General features: G+C 41.0%; 12 protein-coding genes and 1 tRNA gene. 8 read left to right on the plus strand and 5 right to left on the minus strand.

Going from position 1 to position 16,602, the window contains the following annotated elements; all coding sequences use genetic code 11:
* Nucleotides 1–2: 2 nt before the first annotated feature.
* From SLH46_RS01735 to SLH46_RS01760, 6 genes are all read left to right on the plus strand, one after another.
* Nucleotides 3–1,046 (plus strand): DUF6090 family protein, encoded by a 1,044-nt coding sequence (locus tag SLH46_RS01735; RefSeq protein WP_320279415.1) that lies wholly within the window; start codon nucleotides 3–5, stop codon nucleotides 1,044–1,046.
* 123 nt (nucleotides 1,047–1,169) lie between these two features.
* Entirely contained in the window at nucleotides 1,170–1,919 is a 750-nt protein-coding gene (locus SLH46_RS01740; RefSeq protein WP_320279416.1) for a DUF6090 family protein, read from the plus strand.
* Nucleotides 1,920–2,089: 170 nt separating this feature from the next.
* On the plus strand, nucleotides 2,090–4,132 hold the full coding sequence (locus SLH46_RS01745; RefSeq protein ID WP_320279417.1) for a S9 family peptidase: 2,043 nt from the start codon (nucleotides 2,090–2,092) through the stop codon (nucleotides 4,130–4,132).
* 3 nt (nucleotides 4,133–4,135) lie between these two features.
* On the plus strand, nucleotides 4,136–4,879 hold the full coding sequence (locus tag SLH46_RS01750; protein WP_320279418.1) for a hypothetical protein: 744 nt from the start codon (nucleotides 4,136–4,138) through the stop codon (nucleotides 4,877–4,879).
* Nucleotides 4,880–5,049: 170 nt separating this feature from the next.
* Nucleotides 5,050–7,221 (plus strand): hybrid sensor histidine kinase/response regulator transcription factor, encoded by a 2,172-nt coding sequence (locus SLH46_RS01755; protein ID WP_320279419.1) that lies wholly within the window; start codon nucleotides 5,050–5,052, stop codon nucleotides 7,219–7,221.
* A 101-nt stretch (nucleotides 7,222–7,322) separates the two neighbouring features.
* Entirely contained in the window at nucleotides 7,323–8,501 is a 1,179-nt protein-coding gene (locus SLH46_RS01760) for an alpha/beta hydrolase (protein WP_320279420.1), read from the plus strand.
* 66 nt (nucleotides 8,502–8,567) lie between these two features.
* Here SLH46_RS01760 and SLH46_RS01765 read toward each other — a convergent pair whose 3' ends face one another.
* Both SLH46_RS01765 and SLH46_RS01770 read right to left on the minus strand, forming a co-directional pair.
* A complete protein-coding gene (locus tag SLH46_RS01765; protein ID WP_320279421.1) occupies nucleotides 8,568–10,730 on the minus strand; it encodes a tetratricopeptide repeat-containing sensor histidine kinase in 2,163 nt (720 codons plus the stop codon).
* 248 nt (nucleotides 10,731–10,978) lie between these two features.
* Nucleotides 10,979–12,082 carry a universal stress protein gene (locus tag SLH46_RS01770; protein WP_320279422.1) on the minus strand — a complete coding sequence of 368 codons (1,104 nt, stop codon included), beginning with the start codon at nucleotides 12,080–12,082 and terminating at the stop codon, nucleotides 10,979–10,981.
* A 231-nt stretch (nucleotides 12,083–12,313) separates the two neighbouring features.
* Between SLH46_RS01770 and mgrA the strand changes: the two genes are divergently transcribed.
* Complete coding sequence (gene mgrA / locus SLH46_RS01775; protein ID WP_320279423.1) at nucleotides 12,314–13,297, plus strand: L-glyceraldehyde 3-phosphate reductase; 984 nt, start codon at nucleotides 12,314–12,316, stop codon at nucleotides 13,295–13,297.
* A 72-nt stretch (nucleotides 13,298–13,369) separates the two neighbouring features.
* Here the strand turns inward: mgrA and SLH46_RS01780 are convergent, their stop codons facing one another.
* Together SLH46_RS01780 and pheS are read right to left on the minus strand one after the other, a co-directional pair.
* The gene (locus SLH46_RS01780; RefSeq protein ID WP_320279424.1) at nucleotides 13,370–13,537 is read right to left on the minus strand and encodes a hypothetical protein; all 168 of its coding nucleotides are present in this window, start codon (nucleotides 13,535–13,537) and stop codon (nucleotides 13,370–13,372) included.
* A gap of 321 nt (nucleotides 13,538–13,858) precedes the next feature.
* A complete protein-coding gene (gene pheS / locus SLH46_RS01785) occupies nucleotides 13,859–14,878 on the minus strand; it encodes a phenylalanine--tRNA ligase subunit alpha (protein ID WP_320279425.1) in 1,020 nt (339 codons plus the stop codon).
* 209 nt (nucleotides 14,879–15,087) lie between these two features.
* Here pheS and SLH46_RS01790 point away from each other — a divergent pair.
* A tRNA-Arg gene (locus SLH46_RS01790) sits at nucleotides 15,088–15,159 on the plus strand.
* Nucleotides 15,160–15,191: 32 nt separating this feature from the next.
* Here SLH46_RS01790 and SLH46_RS01795 read toward each other — a convergent pair.
* Nucleotides 15,192–16,103: an aldo/keto reductase gene (locus SLH46_RS01795; RefSeq protein WP_320279426.1), complete on the minus strand. Its 912-nt coding sequence runs from the start codon at nucleotides 16,101–16,103 to the stop codon at nucleotides 15,192–15,194.
* Between the last annotated feature and the right edge of the window lie 499 nt (nucleotides 16,104–16,602).

Below are 16,602 nucleotides of genomic sequence, written 5' to 3' on the forward strand. Positions count from 1 at the left end.
TTATGCTCCGTTTCTTCTCAAAAATGCGCTACAAACTGGCCGCCGAAAACAAACTTGGCAGATACATGCGCTATGCCATTGGCGAAATTCTGCTGGTGATGATCGGGATTTTGATGGCGCTTCAGGTGAATAACTGGAATGAGCAGCGAAAAATTCAAAACGATATTGAAGAAACAAAGAAGTCGTTGGAACAAGAGTTGGAAAACAATATTTTTTCAACCAATTATTTATTGAATGTGGGCTATGAACTTAGCGATGTGCTAAATGAAATTGAAACGCACAAAACGCTTCGAGACCTTAAGTATGGTTTTGGTTCTTTCTATGGTAAGTTTGGAATTTTTGACACCTATGTACAAGAACTGGAAACAGAGAACTTAAATGATTTTATTGCGCTTGAAAAAAGGTTATTGCCTGATGATAAATCGGCTCTTTTTTTTGCTAAAATGCTAAAAGAGGACATTGTACAACGACAGGTCTGGGAAACGAAAGCCACTGAGCTGAGTCTTCAACGATTTAAAGAATTTTCGGATGAGTTGCCGTGGTTTTATGATACAGATAGTATCGCAAATGCAAAAAGAGAGGACTACATACAAAACAATCAAATTTTCAGAAATAAGGTCATTCACTATTTAAATTTTCAGCTAAATGAAAATTTCTATGGTGCTTCAACCATCCGGAATTTATCGCTTGTGTTACTGTGGAACCTGCAGCACAAAGGCAAAAGTAACGCCGACTTTGGCACTTTTCTTACTGGCAGGGGATTAGTTCCGTTTAAGCGTTTCGATTGCGATTCAGCAAATCTGGTTGAACCGGACTTTATTGGTTTCAGGAATATATTTATTGTTTATAACCCATCTTCCAAAGAAGTAGTCTTACACAAAATTAACAGAGAAAACAACGAGAATCTTTTAACGAGGATAAAACCTGGATTCCGTAGAATAATCTCAATGGATGACGAGGACTATATTCAAGTGGGAGACGATTGTGAGAAGGTGTATTATCCGGTAAGAAACGGATTTTTGTTACTTGATAAACAGGAGGATTAAAACGTAACATAAATCCTGCAGGTTTGAAGTCTTTGTCTGGCTGTTTTTATTCGCTGGTATTTAGGTTGTTACTGAACATTTAAGCAGTTGTTAAAGTTATTAGTTGAAACTTAACTCAAGATCATGCTCCGATTCTTCTCAAAAATGCGCTACAAATTGGCTACCGAAAACCGTGTAGTAAAATACATGCGTTATGCCGTTGGCGAAATTCTGCTGGTTGTAATTGGGATTGTGATTGCACTGCAGATTAACAACTGGAACGAGCAGAGAAAAATTCATATCTACGAACATAAAATAATAAGTGATTTATTGGTATCGCTTGATAACGATCTAGGGATTTACTACATGTTATTAGGTCGTATCGATTCCATGGAATTTGGGGTATCAAACCTTTATCGTTTAATGGGTAAAAATGAGAGTTCTGCGGATTCGCTTCAAAAATACTTGCCCTATCTTTCCATGGGAATAAGATTTGGTTATGATCCGGGAACTTACGAGTCGTTAAAATCTGTGGGATTGGATAAGATAACAGATGATGCGATTCGAGCGGAGCTGGCACGCTTATATGATTTCCTGTATCCGAGAATAAATTCTATGATTGATTTTGAATATAAGCAACCGGCAAATAAAGCTAAAGAGCTTCTTGATAAATTCTGGATTAGCGGTGTTGAGGTTAAGCCAAATGGAGAAGCATCCATTGTTAGAAGGGTAGAAATTAAAGATCCCTTTCATAATCAAGACTTTCTTAATGGCATAAAGTTGTACTCAAATACCTACAAAAATGCTCGGAATCGTATTGAGTTTATAATAAACGAATCAGAAAAAGTGAAAGAATCGCTGGAAAAATATATCAAGAAACAGATGAAAAGATAAAGGAAATTTTATGCTCCTATTTTTCTCAAAAATGCGCTATAAACTGGCTGCCGATAACAAACTGGGCAGAAGCGATAATTGAAGAATCATCAGAGTCAATTCACGCCATCGATCTTTACTTAACAACAAAAGAACAGTTCTTCAAAACAAAATTTATAAAACATCACCTCATGAAAAAACCTACATTATTTTTTGTTTTCGCCTTGCTTTTTGTGGCAGTGTGCTCTACAGCGTTCTCGCAAAACAGTTTAAAAACTCCGCTACAGATCAACGACATTTTCGACATGGAAATGGTTGCCGATGCACAGATCTCGCCCGACGGTAGTAAAATTATTTACCAACGTGCTTTTATGGACATTATGACCGACAGGAAATACAATAACCTGTGGATCGTAAATGCTGACGGTAGTAATCCGCGTCCGTTAACCCAGGGAAATCAAAACGATGTGAGTCCGCAGTGGTCGCACGACGGCACCAAAGTTGCTTTCCTTTCGAACCGGCAGGATAATAAAATGAAATTGTATGTGATGTACCTCGATTCGCGACAGATGGTGGCGCTTACCAACACCAGCCAAACGCCGGGGCAGTTTCAGTGGTCACCCGACGATAGTCAGCTGGCTTTTACTATGTTCGTACCATCAAAAAAGAAATCGCTGCTCGATCTTCCAGCTAAACCCGAAGGTGCAAAATGGGCCGAGCCTCCGGTGTATATCGACGAAATGTATTACAAAGCTGATGGCCGCGGTTTTCTGAAACCCGGTAATCGACAGATCTTTACCATTGGAATGGATGGAGGCACCCCGCGCCAGTGGACGACTTCCGCACACGATCATAGCTCTCCGAGTTGGGCCGCCGATGGAACAAAACTTTACTTTTCCGCCAATCTTCACGAGGACCATGAACTGGTTCCATATAATTCAGAAGTGTACAGCCTTAGTCTCGAAAGTGGCGAAATTACAGCTCTTACCACCCGCTTTGGTCCCGATGATTTATCGGCTGTTTCTCCCGATGGGAAAAAAATTGCCTACACTGGTTTTGATGACCGTTTTCAGGGCTACCAGGTAGCAGCACTTTATGTAACGAACGCTGATGGTTCGGATCCAAAAATATTGACTGCTGATCTTGATCGCGATGTAGAAAATGTAATTTGGAAAAATGATAGCAAAGGATTGTACTTTTTGTATGGCGATGAGGGCGATAACAAGATTGCCTCTGTAAACCTTTCAGGAAAAGTTGAAACCCTGGTTGAAGGCGTTGGCGGACTTTCGCTGGGGCGTCCGTACAATGCCGGAGGTTTTAGTGTTTCGAACAACGGAAGTTTTGCCTATACGATTGGCGCTGTTGATCATCCTTCTGATTTGGGTGTTTTTGCCAACGGGAAATCACAACAATTAACCAACCTGAATGACGACCTTTTTGCCTTCCGCGAAGTGGGTAATGTAGAAGAGATCTGGTGGGAATCGTCGTACGATGGGCAAAAAATACAAGGCTGGATTGTTACACCACCCGATTTTGATCCGAATAAAAAATACCCGCTGATTCTCGAAATTCATGGTGGGCCGTGGACGATGTACGGTAGTTCATTTACAGCCGAAATACAATTGTTCGCAGCTGCCGGTTATGTGGTGCTCTATTCCAATCCACGCGGAAGTACCGGTTATGGCGAAACTTTTGGAAATGCCATTCACCACAATTACCCGGGAAACGATTACGACGATTTGATGTCAGGCGTTGATGCCGTTATCGACCGTGGTTACATCGATACGGATAACTTGTTTGTAACCGGAGGTAGCGGTGGCGGAGTGCTAACCGCCTGGATCGTGGGTAAAACCGATCGTTTTAAGGCAGCTGTTTCGGCCAAACCGGTTATCAATTGGGCAAGCGAAGCCTTGTACGCCGACCTGGCAATCTGGGCTACCAAGTATGTTTTTGGCGACAAACCATGGGTAATTCCGGAAGAATATTTCCGACGTTCACCTCTCTCGCTGGTGGGAAATGTAAAAACGCCAACTATGGTGCTCACCGGTGAAGAAGATCACCGTACGCCAATGCCCGAATCGGAACAGTATTACATGGCACTGAAACTACAGGAAGTGGAAACGGCCATGGTTCGCATTCCGGGTGCCTCGCACGGGATTACCAGCAAACCAAGTGGAATGGCGTATAAAGTGGCTTCTATTTTAAGTTGGTTCGAACATTACCGAAACAAATAAATCATGCTCCGTTTCTTCTCAAAAATGCGTTACAAACTGGCCGCCGAAAACCGGGTGGCAAAATACATGCGTTATGCAGTGGGCGAAATCCTGCTGGTAGTAATCGGGATTTTAATCGCACTGCAAATCAACAATTGGAATTCGAACCGTATCGATCAACTTAAGGAGCGGGAATACCTCGAACATTTTTTGGGAGAAATGCAAAGCGACTCGGTGTTTCTAAATGTATATTGGACGAAAGATTATCCTGAAAAGGAAAAAGGATTGGAATTAGCCCGGAAGTATGCGAAGTACGGCGTTGAAATTGATGACACTGCAACTTTCTTTTCCTCCATTGGTAAAGGTGGAAAACTGAGTCGTGCAGCTGTTTTTGAAGAGTCGAGTACTTACAAGGATATTATCAGTACCGGAAACCTGAAGCTGATTAGTAACAAGGATTTGCAGTTACAGATCATCCAGTATTACACAGCGATTAGTACAACAATTACCTACATGGATAACTTGCGTAGCGAGTACGCCACTTTTGTGAATTCCATGATTCCATACAATCCTCAGGAACAATATCAACCCGATCGGAAAGATTACGAGCGTGCGCTCCAAAAAATGAAGTCGGATGAGTTTTTGAGCTTAGCCAACCAGGAACTGACTTTTGCCTACTCGCTTAACCGGCGAATGGAGCGTGTAAATACCAGGCTGGTTCCGTTGATTGAATTGATAGAAGCAGAGCTCAGAAATACGGAGCGTTAAGCGGCGCAGACCTTTTAAATTTTTAAGTAGTACATCTTGTTGTTATGCTTCAGAGTAACAGCGGCTTAATATGCTGCATCCAACCTTTTAAAAAAAACGGGGTATAAAGGAAAAGAGTAGTTATTGGCACTGTAAATCATCTGATTACAAATGCACTAAAAACAAAACCGATGTTACCGTTAAATCAACTTTCTGAGCGTTTCGAGCTTTTCCTGCATCGTTTAACCGAAGATGAAACGTTGAGCGATTGGGATAAGTTGGGGAAGAAATATATGATGGTACAAGGCATCTTTGCCATTACCGGATTATCGATAATGCTGATTGTTTCGCGGATTATTTCGGCCAGACTAATCTTCGAGTTCTGCCTGATGTATATTCCAATTGTTTGTGTGTCGACCACCATTTTCTATTACGCCCGCAAAATGGATGTGGCAATCAAACTGTTTAAAATACTGATGATTGTGATTTCGTCGGTGTATGTCGCCCGCATGGGAGGACTGTTAACGTGCGGAGGTCTGTTTTTGCTTTCGATACAGGCCGTTACCAGCTCGGTAATTTTGCGTAAACCAAAGCTTATTTTGCCGGTAAGTATTGTATTTGTAGTTGCCATGCTGAGTTTGTTTGTAATGGATCCCTATTTCCCAAAAGAACAGGGGCTTAACCCGCAACAAAACCTGCTCTTCTTTTTTGTTAGCCTGATCATTATCACCGGGTATATTTTCTTTTTTAGCCTGTACGCTGTAAACCTGTTTGCAAAAATGGAAGAGCGCGAAGCTCAACGACAAAAGGAAATGAACGAGGCAAAAACCCGCTTATACACCAACATTACCCATGAATTTCGTACACCGTTAACAGTAATTTTGGGGCTGGCCGATTCACTGCGTTCGGTAAAAGAAAAAAATTGTTCGGCAAAGGCCGATACGATAATTAAAAATGGCAAAAACCTGTTGCAATTGGTCGATCAGTTGTTGGAACTGAGTAAAATGGAATCGGGCAACCTGTCGGTGAAAAAGATACACGCCAACATTGTTCCGTTTTTGCGGTATGTGTTTCAGTTGCAGGAATATTACGCCGGGGAGAAAAATCTGAAAATGATATTTGAAGCAGATAAAGAATCGTATGTACTTGATTTTGATCCGGAAAAAACAACGGTTATTGTTTCGAATTTGCTGAGTAATGCTATAAAATTCACGCCGGCAGGAGGATCGGTAAAAATGCACGTGCTGGTTGAAAATGAAATGTTGAGTGTAATTGTGAGTGACACCGGCATTGGAATTCCGCCAGAAAAGCAGAACAAAATCTTCGACCGCTTTTTCCAAGCCGACAATAAAAATACGCGAAAGGTTGGTGGAGCCGGGATAGGTTTGGCTCTCACGCGCGAACTGGTGACTTTGCTAAACGGCACTATTCAGGTAAATTCTGTCCCAAACAAGCTAACAGTGTTTACGGTAAAACTGCCTGTAACAAGGGCTATCCATGCCAAAGAGTTTCAGCAGCGCGAGCAGGTGTTTGCGGAACCACAAGAGAAATCCCTGGAAGACAATTATTCGGCAACTGATTTAACTACAGAGAAGGACCGTTTGTTAATTGTTGAAGACAATCCCGATGTATTGGTTTACCTGCAGGCTTGTTACAGCGATTATTTCAGAATACAATTGGCAACTGATGGAAAAGAAGGATTCGAAAAGGCAGTAAATGAAATTCCTGATGTTATCATCAGCGACGTTATGATGCCTGAAATGGATGGTTTTGAACTGTGCAAAAAACTAAAAGAGGATTTCCGAACGAGTCATATTCCCATTGTTTTGCTAACGGCAAAAGCCGATATTCCATCGCGTATTGAAGGACTGGAACAAGGTGCCGATGCATACGTGGTAAAACCATTTAATCAGCAGGAATTGCTGGTGCGTCTGCAAAAACTGCTTGAATTGCGCAAAAAACTCTACCAGCGATTTAGTAAAGGCAACGATTTTGATTACAGCACCGATCCGATAATGCAACGCGAGGATCGTTTCATGAAGAAACTAAATTCTGCTATCAGCGAAAATCTTAACAACGAGTATTTTAATGTGCCCGAACTTTGTGAAGAAATGGCCATGAGCAAATCGCAACTGTACCGCAAATTTAAAGCACTTACCAACCAGTCGGTGGCGCGTTATATCCGGTCGTTGCGCATGCAAAAAGCAAAACAGCTTTTAAGTACTTCATCGATGAATATTACCGAAGTTGGCTACGAGGTGGGAATGAAAAGTTTAAGTACGTTCAGCCAGGTATTTAAAGAAGAGTTTGGCGAAAGTCCGCGCGAGTTTCTACTTCACGAAAACGAAAGAAGCTACAATTAACACCGGGAAAATTCAGGAACTATTTGGGAAAAAGCGGAAAGCTGCTTGAAACATTGTACTGTACATTGCAGGTGAGTTTAATCCATAAAAAATGTACTACAATGAAAACTAAATTATTAATCCTGATCTTACTGGGTTTTTTTATTCTTCCTGCCTGCCAGGATGATTTTGAAACACCTGATACAGATGTTTTAGTTCCGGAAAAGGCAGTCGTTGTTCAATCCGGAACAATTGTTACTACTACAATACACAGCAAAGCACTCGAAGGTAATCTTGTGGGAGATCCGGCTGACCGACCGGTTTATGTGTATCTGCCGAAGAGCTATTATGCTGATCCTGACAAACGGTTTCCGGTAATTTACTCCTTGCATGGAATGCCCGCATGGGGAAAAATGATGATGGAACCCGTTCCTTTCGAAATTTTCAAACAGGTGGCCAACCTGCAGGTATCGGTTGATTACCCGGGTGTTGAATTGGAAGATTGGTTAAACGATCTGGTTGACAATAAGGGAATGAAGGAGGCAATAATTGTTTTCCCCGACGCCCGAACATTGTTTGGGGTGTCGTCTTATACCAACTCGGAAGTGCTGGGTAAATGCGAAGACTATATTTGCAACGACCTGGTTAAGTTTATCGACAGTAACTACCGTACCATTGCCCATTTTAACTGGAGGGCCATTACGGGCCATTGTGCAGGTGCTTACGGCGCACTAAAACTGGCCATGAAACATCCTGATGTATTCCGTTATGCTGCGGGATTATCGCCTGCTCATTTTCCCCGCGAAACGTTGATGTACATGGCGGCTATGATGCCTGTTGAAGATGATATGTGGGAGCCGATGGGCGCACCTGCCGGGCCGATACCTTACGATCCGATGCAGCCATATAAATTTGTAAATAACAGTGTATATTTCCTCATGCAAGCCTGGTTGCCCAATCCTTCCAATCCTCCGTATTTAGCCGATTTGCCTTTTACTTTTGTTGACGGAACACCCGTAATGGATGAGGAGCTGATGAAAAAAATTGATCAGCAAAACTTAATGGCCTTGTCAACTAAATACAGAAATGGACTGAAAAAACTGAAAACAGTCTATTTTGATTGTGGAATGAGTGACGACCTGATGATGTATCCACCCAACCAATTGTTCGATAAGCATTTGAGTGAGATGCATGTTAAACACCAGTTTGAGAGATTCGAAGGAACACACATCGATCATCTTTACCAGCGTACGGAAAAGGCTTTGGTGATGCTCTCGAATGATTTTCCGGAGTACGAGTGATGGAGTATAAGAGCATGAAAAAAGATGTATGAGAATACCGTGTCCTGTACTTGAAGTAATTTAAAGTTATGCACGGGGCACGGTAAATATAACCGAAGTACCTTTTCCGGCTTCGCTTTCGACGTGAATTGTTCCGTTGTTTTTCTCAACAAATTCTTTTACCAGAATAAGTCCCAGTCCGTTGCTCTTCTCGTTTTCTGTTCCTTGCGAATGGCTTTTAAAACTAATATCGAAGAGTTTTGATAGTTTATCGGGATTTATTCCGATACCTGTATCGCTGATGTTTATGGTCGCCTGATTTTTTTCGGATGCAAAGGTTTTGATGTTGATCGCTCCGCCACGTGGTGTAAATTTTATTGCGTTGCTGATGATGTTGCGAATAATGGTCTGAAACATGTCGGCATCCGACATCACCTGCAGGTTGTCGTCAGTTTCAAGCTTAATATTTATTTGTTTCAGATTGGCCGATTGCTGCAGTTTTTCAAGAGTGGTTTTCAGCACATAGGTAAGTCCGAGCGCTGTTGGTTTAACCTCCATCTTTTTCACTTGCGATTGTGCCCAAAGCAGTAGGTTATTAAGTAAGTCGCTAATACTTTCTGATGAATCAAGCAAGATTTTCAGAAGTTTTCTGAGTTCTTTTTCTTCAATAGAATCAAACTCCCTGTATAGATGTTGAAGAAAGGAAGTTTGCGTATGGATAGGACCACGCAAGTCGTGTGCAATTATGGCAAAGAACTTGTCTTTTGCAGCATTTGCTTCTTCCAGCTGTATCTTTTTCTGACGTAAGCGGCGGTAAAAGAAATAAATAACTACAACGCCAAGAATAGTGAGAATAAAGCCAATAATTATAAAAATTATTGATGAGCGATGTTGTTTTAAGGTAAGCCGGTTAATTTTATTTTGTTGCTCCAGTTCTTCTATTTGACTGTTTTTTGCATCAATTTCGTAAATACCCTGCAACTGTTCCATTTTAATGTTCACAGCTCCCAGTAGCATGGAATCCTGAATGCTGATCAGGTGTTGCTGACATTCAATTGCTTTTTCCAGATTATTTAAATTCAGGTATATTTCATTTAGTTTTGAATAAATATCGATCTGAATGCGTTTTTGATTATTGCTAATGGCCTGATCGAGTCCTTTTAAAATCAAATCCAGTCCCTTTTGCGTTCGTTGGGTATTTATATTGCACAATCCCAGGTAGAGATAGATTGATGGTTTATTCAGCTGATCGCCAACTTCCTTTTTTATGGCTAAAGCATCTTTCAGGTATTTTTCTGCTAAAACGTAGTTTCCTGATGTATATTCAATACGTCCAAGGTTTTTGTAGGCATTTGATATTCCGTATTTCGAACCACTTTCCGTATGAATATCGAGTGTGTATTCAATGTTTTTACGCGCTTCATCGGTATTGCCCGAAAGTAGATTTAGGTCGCCAATCTGTTCGTAACAAATAACAACCCCGCTTTGGTTATTATCTGTAGTTGCCATTTTCTCGTAGGTCTCAAGCGCCTGCTCGAAGTAATCCATGGCTTTGTCGTGTAGCTGGAGGTCGGCATAAATTCGTCCAAGGAGGTAAGCATCCCAGGCATATCCTTCTTCGTATGCTGCTTTTTCGTAATTCAGTCGCGATTTTATAATGTACTCGATGGCACGGTCGTACAATCCGTTTACCCTGAAAATAGTTCCCATCATGGAGTAGGATGCACCCACTGCCCGGTAGTTTTGACCTTGCTTTCCAGCCTGAATCGACATGTTAAAGGATTGTAGTGCTTCCAGATGATCTCCCCAGCTATGTTGGTTGATTCCCAAGCGTAATAAAATTTCGCTTTGGTACCAGGTGTTATCCAGTTCGTTGGCAAGGGTGAGTGCACTGTCGAAATAAACCTGCGAATAATTAATGTTGTTTACCTCATGACTGATACGTCCCAGTATAAAAAAGGCTTTCATTTGCAGTGTCTTGTCACGCAATTGTTTTGCCTCGCTCAATGCTGATTGTGCCACTGATTTGGCCTCTTTGTTTTCGATCTCAAACAGATGCTTTGCCAGTTCAAGCTGGGCATTTATTTTTTCTTTTCCTTTGGTATTGAGAATTACCTGACGCAGGCTATCATTTTGCCCGGTAATAGCAGGAGTTCCAAAAACAGTATTCTGGTAAATAAAACATAGCGCACAAAAAACGCATAGAATTAGCTTCTTGCCATGGTTCATCAACGATTTCGTTTTTTTCAACTTCCGGTTTATCACTCAAAAATGTACTTTACAACTTGTCTGTAGTTGTATAAAACTACACTTTTCCACTCTCTTTAACAAAGAAAAGTACAAGGTGTTTATTGTTGTTATACAGAACAAAAGAAATTGTGAAATACAACATTTTATTAATTAATGTTTTATCTCAACGGCTTGTCGAAAGATTATTCCACGAACATGCTTAGCCCATGAAAATCCGTTTTTATTTTGGGGATGAATACAGTTCCTGCTCAGGCATGAAAAACCAGCAGTGGAATATGCGTGTGAAATACCATTTTACGGGCAAGACTCGGGTTAAAAAGCCTCGAAATCATGCCCCGTTTATGGGTGGTAAGTGCCAAAATATCTACGTTGTCTCTTTCTATGGTACTTTCCAGTGTATCCAGCACATTGTTTCCCATTATCAGCTTACATTCAAATTCCTTTTTCTCGTATTTTTTGTTCAGAATATCCTTCATGCCTTCCAGTCGGGCGATGTCCCAGCCATACTCGTCGGGCAGGCCAACATGTGCACAGGTTACTTTTACATCGTACGATTTTACAATATTCATAAGTTTGTCAAGCGCTGTAAAATCCTTTTCGTCGAAATTAGTAGCGTATAGCACATCGTTAAACTCGTCAACCGCTTTGGGCTCCATTTCCTCCGGAATAACCAAAACAGGTGCCGTTGCATTATACATAACATCGGCAGTTACACTTCCAACTGTTCCCGGCCACGACTTATCGCCTCCACGACCAATTATTATAAGGCGTGTAGGATGTTCATTGGCAAAAGCCAAAATATCTTCTTCGGCATATCCGGGTTTTACGATGTATTCCGGTTTTACTTCCTCCCAACGCTCGGGTCCGATATTGTGAACGATTGGACTTAAAAAATTCTTGAACTGACGGTTTGCTTCTTCCTCGGCATCTTCCGTTTGTTTTAACAGAGTGGTGTCGTACGGATAAATGTCGCCATAGGGAATAGAAAAACGCAGCGGGCTGATGTACGAATGCATAATTACCAGCTGTATTTTAAGGTGATTGGCAATGTTAAAAGCCATCATAACAGCTTTTTCCGAAACCTCAGAAAAATCAACAGGAACAAGTATTTGTCCGGGCTTGCTGCTTTTCTTCGGAGTTTCAGTTTTTAATCCCAGAAATTTATCTACTTCCTTGAAGGCTTCGTTCAGGTCGTTTTCCAAAATTTTTACCCGAACGGTTGATGTGGTCACTCCCTCGATCAAATGCACATCTTCCAATTCGCATTTAATCCCTTTTTCCTCCAAACGCATTTTTAAAATATGGGCGCGCGCCAGAGGTAATACTACAATTGTAACTAGTTTTTCACTCATGGCTTTCTGATTTTAGTTTCTATATTATTTATATGGTTTTAAGGGCGATTAGTTTCAGAAAAGAGCTGAAATCTTATGTCAATCCGCATATTTGAAAACATGTTGGAAGATGACGTTGGACTGCTAATTTAGAAAAGTGCCAAAAGAATAATAACTTTAAGCAATGCAACCGGAATTATTGGCAATGATTCGGGAAGCAGTTTGAAACAATAACCAATTAAATTTAATACGATGACTTATTTACCAAAAGATTCGCGTTACGACGATATGCTGTATAACCGCTGCGGAAAATGGGGACTGAAGTTGCCTGCTGTTTCGCTGGGGCTGTGGCATAACTTTGGTGGAATTGATGTTTTTGAGAATGGCCGGGCGATGTTACACCGGGCTTTTGATTTGGGGATCACACATTTTGATCTGGCCAATAATTATGGTCCGCCTCCGGGATCGGCCGAAGAGAATTTTGGTAAGATCTTAAAACAGGATTTTAGTGCCTATCGCGACGAGCTGATTATTTCGAGTAAAGCCGGTTACCTGATGTGGCCGGGGCCTTATGGCGAATGGGGAAGCCGCAAGTATCTACTGTCCAGCCTCGACCAAAGTTTAAAGCGTATGGGGCTGGAATATGTGGATATTTTTTATTCGCACCGTCCCGATCCCGACACACCGCTCGAAGAAACAATGATGGCACTCGACCAGGCCGTTCGTTCGGGAAAAGCGTTGTATGTGGGCATTTCAAATTATCCGGCCGATATGGCAAAAGAAGCGGCCCTTATTTTAAAGGAACTTGGAACACCTTGTTTGATTCATCAACCCAAATATTCGATGTTTGTGAGATGGGTGGAAGAAGGACTGCTGGATGTGTTAGAGGAAGAGGGAATAGGTTGTATTCCGTTTTCGCCACTTGCGCAGGGGTTACTTACCAATAAGTATCTTAAAGGTATTCCTGAAGGATCGCGTGCTACCCGAGAGGTATTTCTGAAAAAGGAAGATGTTGATTCGGCACACGATAAAATTGTAGCATTAAACAATATTGCCATGGAACGTGGTCAGTCGCTGGCGCAAATGGCACTGGCCTGGGTGCTACGTGATAAACGAATTACTTCGGTATTAATTGGTGCCAGCTCGGTGAAACAAATCGATGATAATGTGGAAACATTGAAAAATCTGAGTTTTTCGGATGAGGAATTGGCTGCAATAGAGAAAGTGTTGAAATAGCGATAAACAAGAATTTAATAGCATAAAAAAAGGCTCGCATTTGCGAGCCTTTTTAGTTGTATAATACAAATCTTACATTCCAAGTATTTTTTCCAGTCCCCAGAAGAGGCTGAAAATAACTGCCATTCCGGCAATAGCACCTGCCGCCAGTGTAAAAATAAAATTCATTGGCAACATTTTTTTCTCATTCTCAGTATTCATCTTAATGACAATCTGATTCTGATTTGCTTTCGTTTCCATTTATAAATATTTAGTTGCCCAATCCTAAAAACTATAAAATATTTAATTGTTTGTTTTTGTGTGACGCAGGATCGGGCTGTTTCTATTTCTTACATTTTGTCTAATAAAAGACTTAAAAGTATGGTACAAAGGTATGCCTTTTTTTGAAAGTTTGCTAAATAGCATGTTTTGCTGCTCTCGTTTGTTAAATTCGTGTTAACGTGGTAGTTACATAATGATACGGTATACTACTTAAAATCGGCATTTGAGAATAAGCCCATTATATACCAAAAAGAGGAGCTTTTTAAGCTCCTCTTAGTATCTTTTTTGATTCGTTTTTTACTACGTAGCCGACTCAAATTGTTTCAGAAAACGTACATCGTTTTCAAAGAAATGTCGGATGTCTTTAATTCCGTAACGCAACATTGTAATACGCTCGATACCCATTCCGAAGGCAAAACCGGTATACTTTCGGCTGTCGATATTACAAAGCTCCAGTACGTTTGGATCAACCATTCCGCAGCCTAAAATTTCCAGCCAACCGGTGTATTTACAAACGTTACATCCTTTTCCGCCACAAATTGAGCAGCTTACATCCATTTCGGCACTTGGCTCGGTAAACGGGAAGTACGAAGGGCGCAGACGAATCTTTGTGTCTTCGCCAAACAACTCTTTGGCAAACTGCAACAAAGTTTGTTTCAGGTCGGCAAACGAAACGTTCTCGTCAACATACAAACCTTCAATTTGATGGAAGATACAGTGCGAACGTGCAGAAATTGCCTCGTTACGGAAAACACGTCCAGGGAAAATAGCACGGATTGGCGGCTCGGTACGCTCCATTACACGAATCTGAACACTTGAAGTGTGTGTACGTAACAACACATCCGGATCTTTTTCAATAAAGAAGGTATCCTGCATATCGCGGGCAGGGTGTTCCGGCGGGAAGTTCAAAGCAGAAAATACGTGCCAGTCATCTTCAATTTCAGGTCCTTCGGCAACAGTAAAACCAAGGCGGCCAAAAATACCGATAATCTCGTTTTTAACCAGCGACAGCGGATGACGGGTTCCCAGTTTCATGGGCTCGCCCGGCATGGTTAAATCCTGCCCGGCCGATTCACTGCCATTGTTCTCAAAACTATCTTTTAGTGCGTTAATTTTATCTAAAGCCAGCGTTTTAAGCGTGTTAATTGCCTGTCCAACTTCCTTTTTCTGTTCGGCAGGAACAGTTTTAAAGTCGTTGAATAATTGACCGATCAATCCCTTTTTGCTGATGTATTTTATGCGCAGCTCCTCTACCTCTTCCTTGCTTGAAGCCACGATCTTATCAATTTCTTCCTGTAATGCTTTGATTTTGTCTAACATCCTTGTTCGTTTAAACTGAGGTGCAAAGATAATGATTCAGTTTATAGTGAATAAGAACAGGGCAACAATATTTTAGACTGATTTGTCGGGATTCAGGTTTTTGACTACTTTTGCGCCACTTTATGGTCCCGTAGTTCAACGAATACCTGCCTGGTTGATAACCGGAAATAGGAGTTGGGATTTGTTGAAATACAGAATTTATAAAAAATGGTCCCGTAGTTCAACGGATAGAATAGCAGTTTCCTAAACTGTAGATATGGGTTCGATTCCCGTCGGGACTACAAAGGTCGCTGATTATCAGTGGCCTTTTATTTTAATTGTGCATAAACACCGGCTTAGTATTTTTAGCCAATGCCAGCAATTCTTTTGTTTCTTCTTCTTCAATAGGATTAAAATCCTGCATAAACTCGAGGGCTTTTAAAAACAGGGTGTATTCGCCCGGAGGAATAGCTGCTGTAACTTTTTTCGACAAGGTGTATCGAAGTGCCTGCTTCATAATAAGTTCGTCGTCGATGGGTTTGTACCAGCAGTTTTTAAATATCAGGTCTTCTTTATCGCCAAATGTGGTAAGTGCCATGGCTTTTAAGGCGAGAATTCCAATGCCTTGTTTTTCTGCTTCTTCGTACACCTGTGGTCCAAAGTTTCCGGCATTCCAGCAGGCAAAGTTAATGGGGAAAAGTATGGAGTCGAACTCAAAGTTATTTAGTGCAAACAGTGCTGCTTTTACCGAATGTGCCGAAAATCCAATATGTTTAACTTTACCTTCTTTCTTTGCTTTTACAAGTGTTTCAAGCGCTCCGTTCTTTCCAAAAACCGTTTGTACTTCTTCGTCGGTTGACAGTTCGTGGAGTTGGTATAAATCGAAATAATCGGTTTGCATTTTTCGCAGCGAATTCTCCAGATCCTGTTGGGCACCCGTTGCATCGCGCTGCCTGGTTTTACACGCTAAGAATGATTTTTTACGATAAGGTTTTAATGCCGGTCCCAGCCGGTCTTCTGCATTTCCGTATTTGGGTGCCACATCAAAATAGCTCACGCCAAGATCAAAAGCTTTGGCAACTAATTCGTTGGCAAATTCCTGCGGATTATCGTTGAGCATTATTCCTCCAAAACCAATTATGGATAGTTCTTCACCGGTTTTTCCCAGTTTTCGTTTAGGAATGGAGTAATCACTAGAAAAATTATTTCCAAATTCTTTAATAAATGAAATCGCGGAGTCCATCATCTTGATTTAAATTTTTCAGATTGCTATCAAATCTACAAATTTCCTGACGATTTAAAAAAGGGCGTTGTGGACGAATGTTTTAATTTTTGACAACACGTAAGTGCTTATTATACAGGTTGTGGTGAGGTTGTGCGAGATGATAACAGATAAAAAGTCTAAAAAAAATAAAAAATATTTCGCATTGTTTTTGATAACTAAATACTTTTTCGTTCATTTGTATTGTCGTGCGTTCAGCACGATGTGTGTTTGGGGGTTAACATTAGTAAAAGGGCAGTTGTTGAACTGCCCTTTCTTCATTCTATAACTTCACTCCACCAAAATATTTCTGAATTACCACCGAATAATTTCTATAATATAATTATTGTAAAACTGGTTGATGTTTAGCTTGTTAACCGGTAAAATAAGTGCTTTGTTCTGTCTGTATTTCAACTTATTTGTCGTAACTTGTTTACGTTAAACTTAATGTGCTGTATATAGACTTTAGCAAAACATTAAGAGA

The sequence above is a fragment of the Draconibacterium sp. IB214405 genome (assembly GCF_033963885.1).
GTDB lineage: Bacteria > Bacteroidota > Bacteroidia > Bacteroidales > Prolixibacteraceae > Draconibacterium.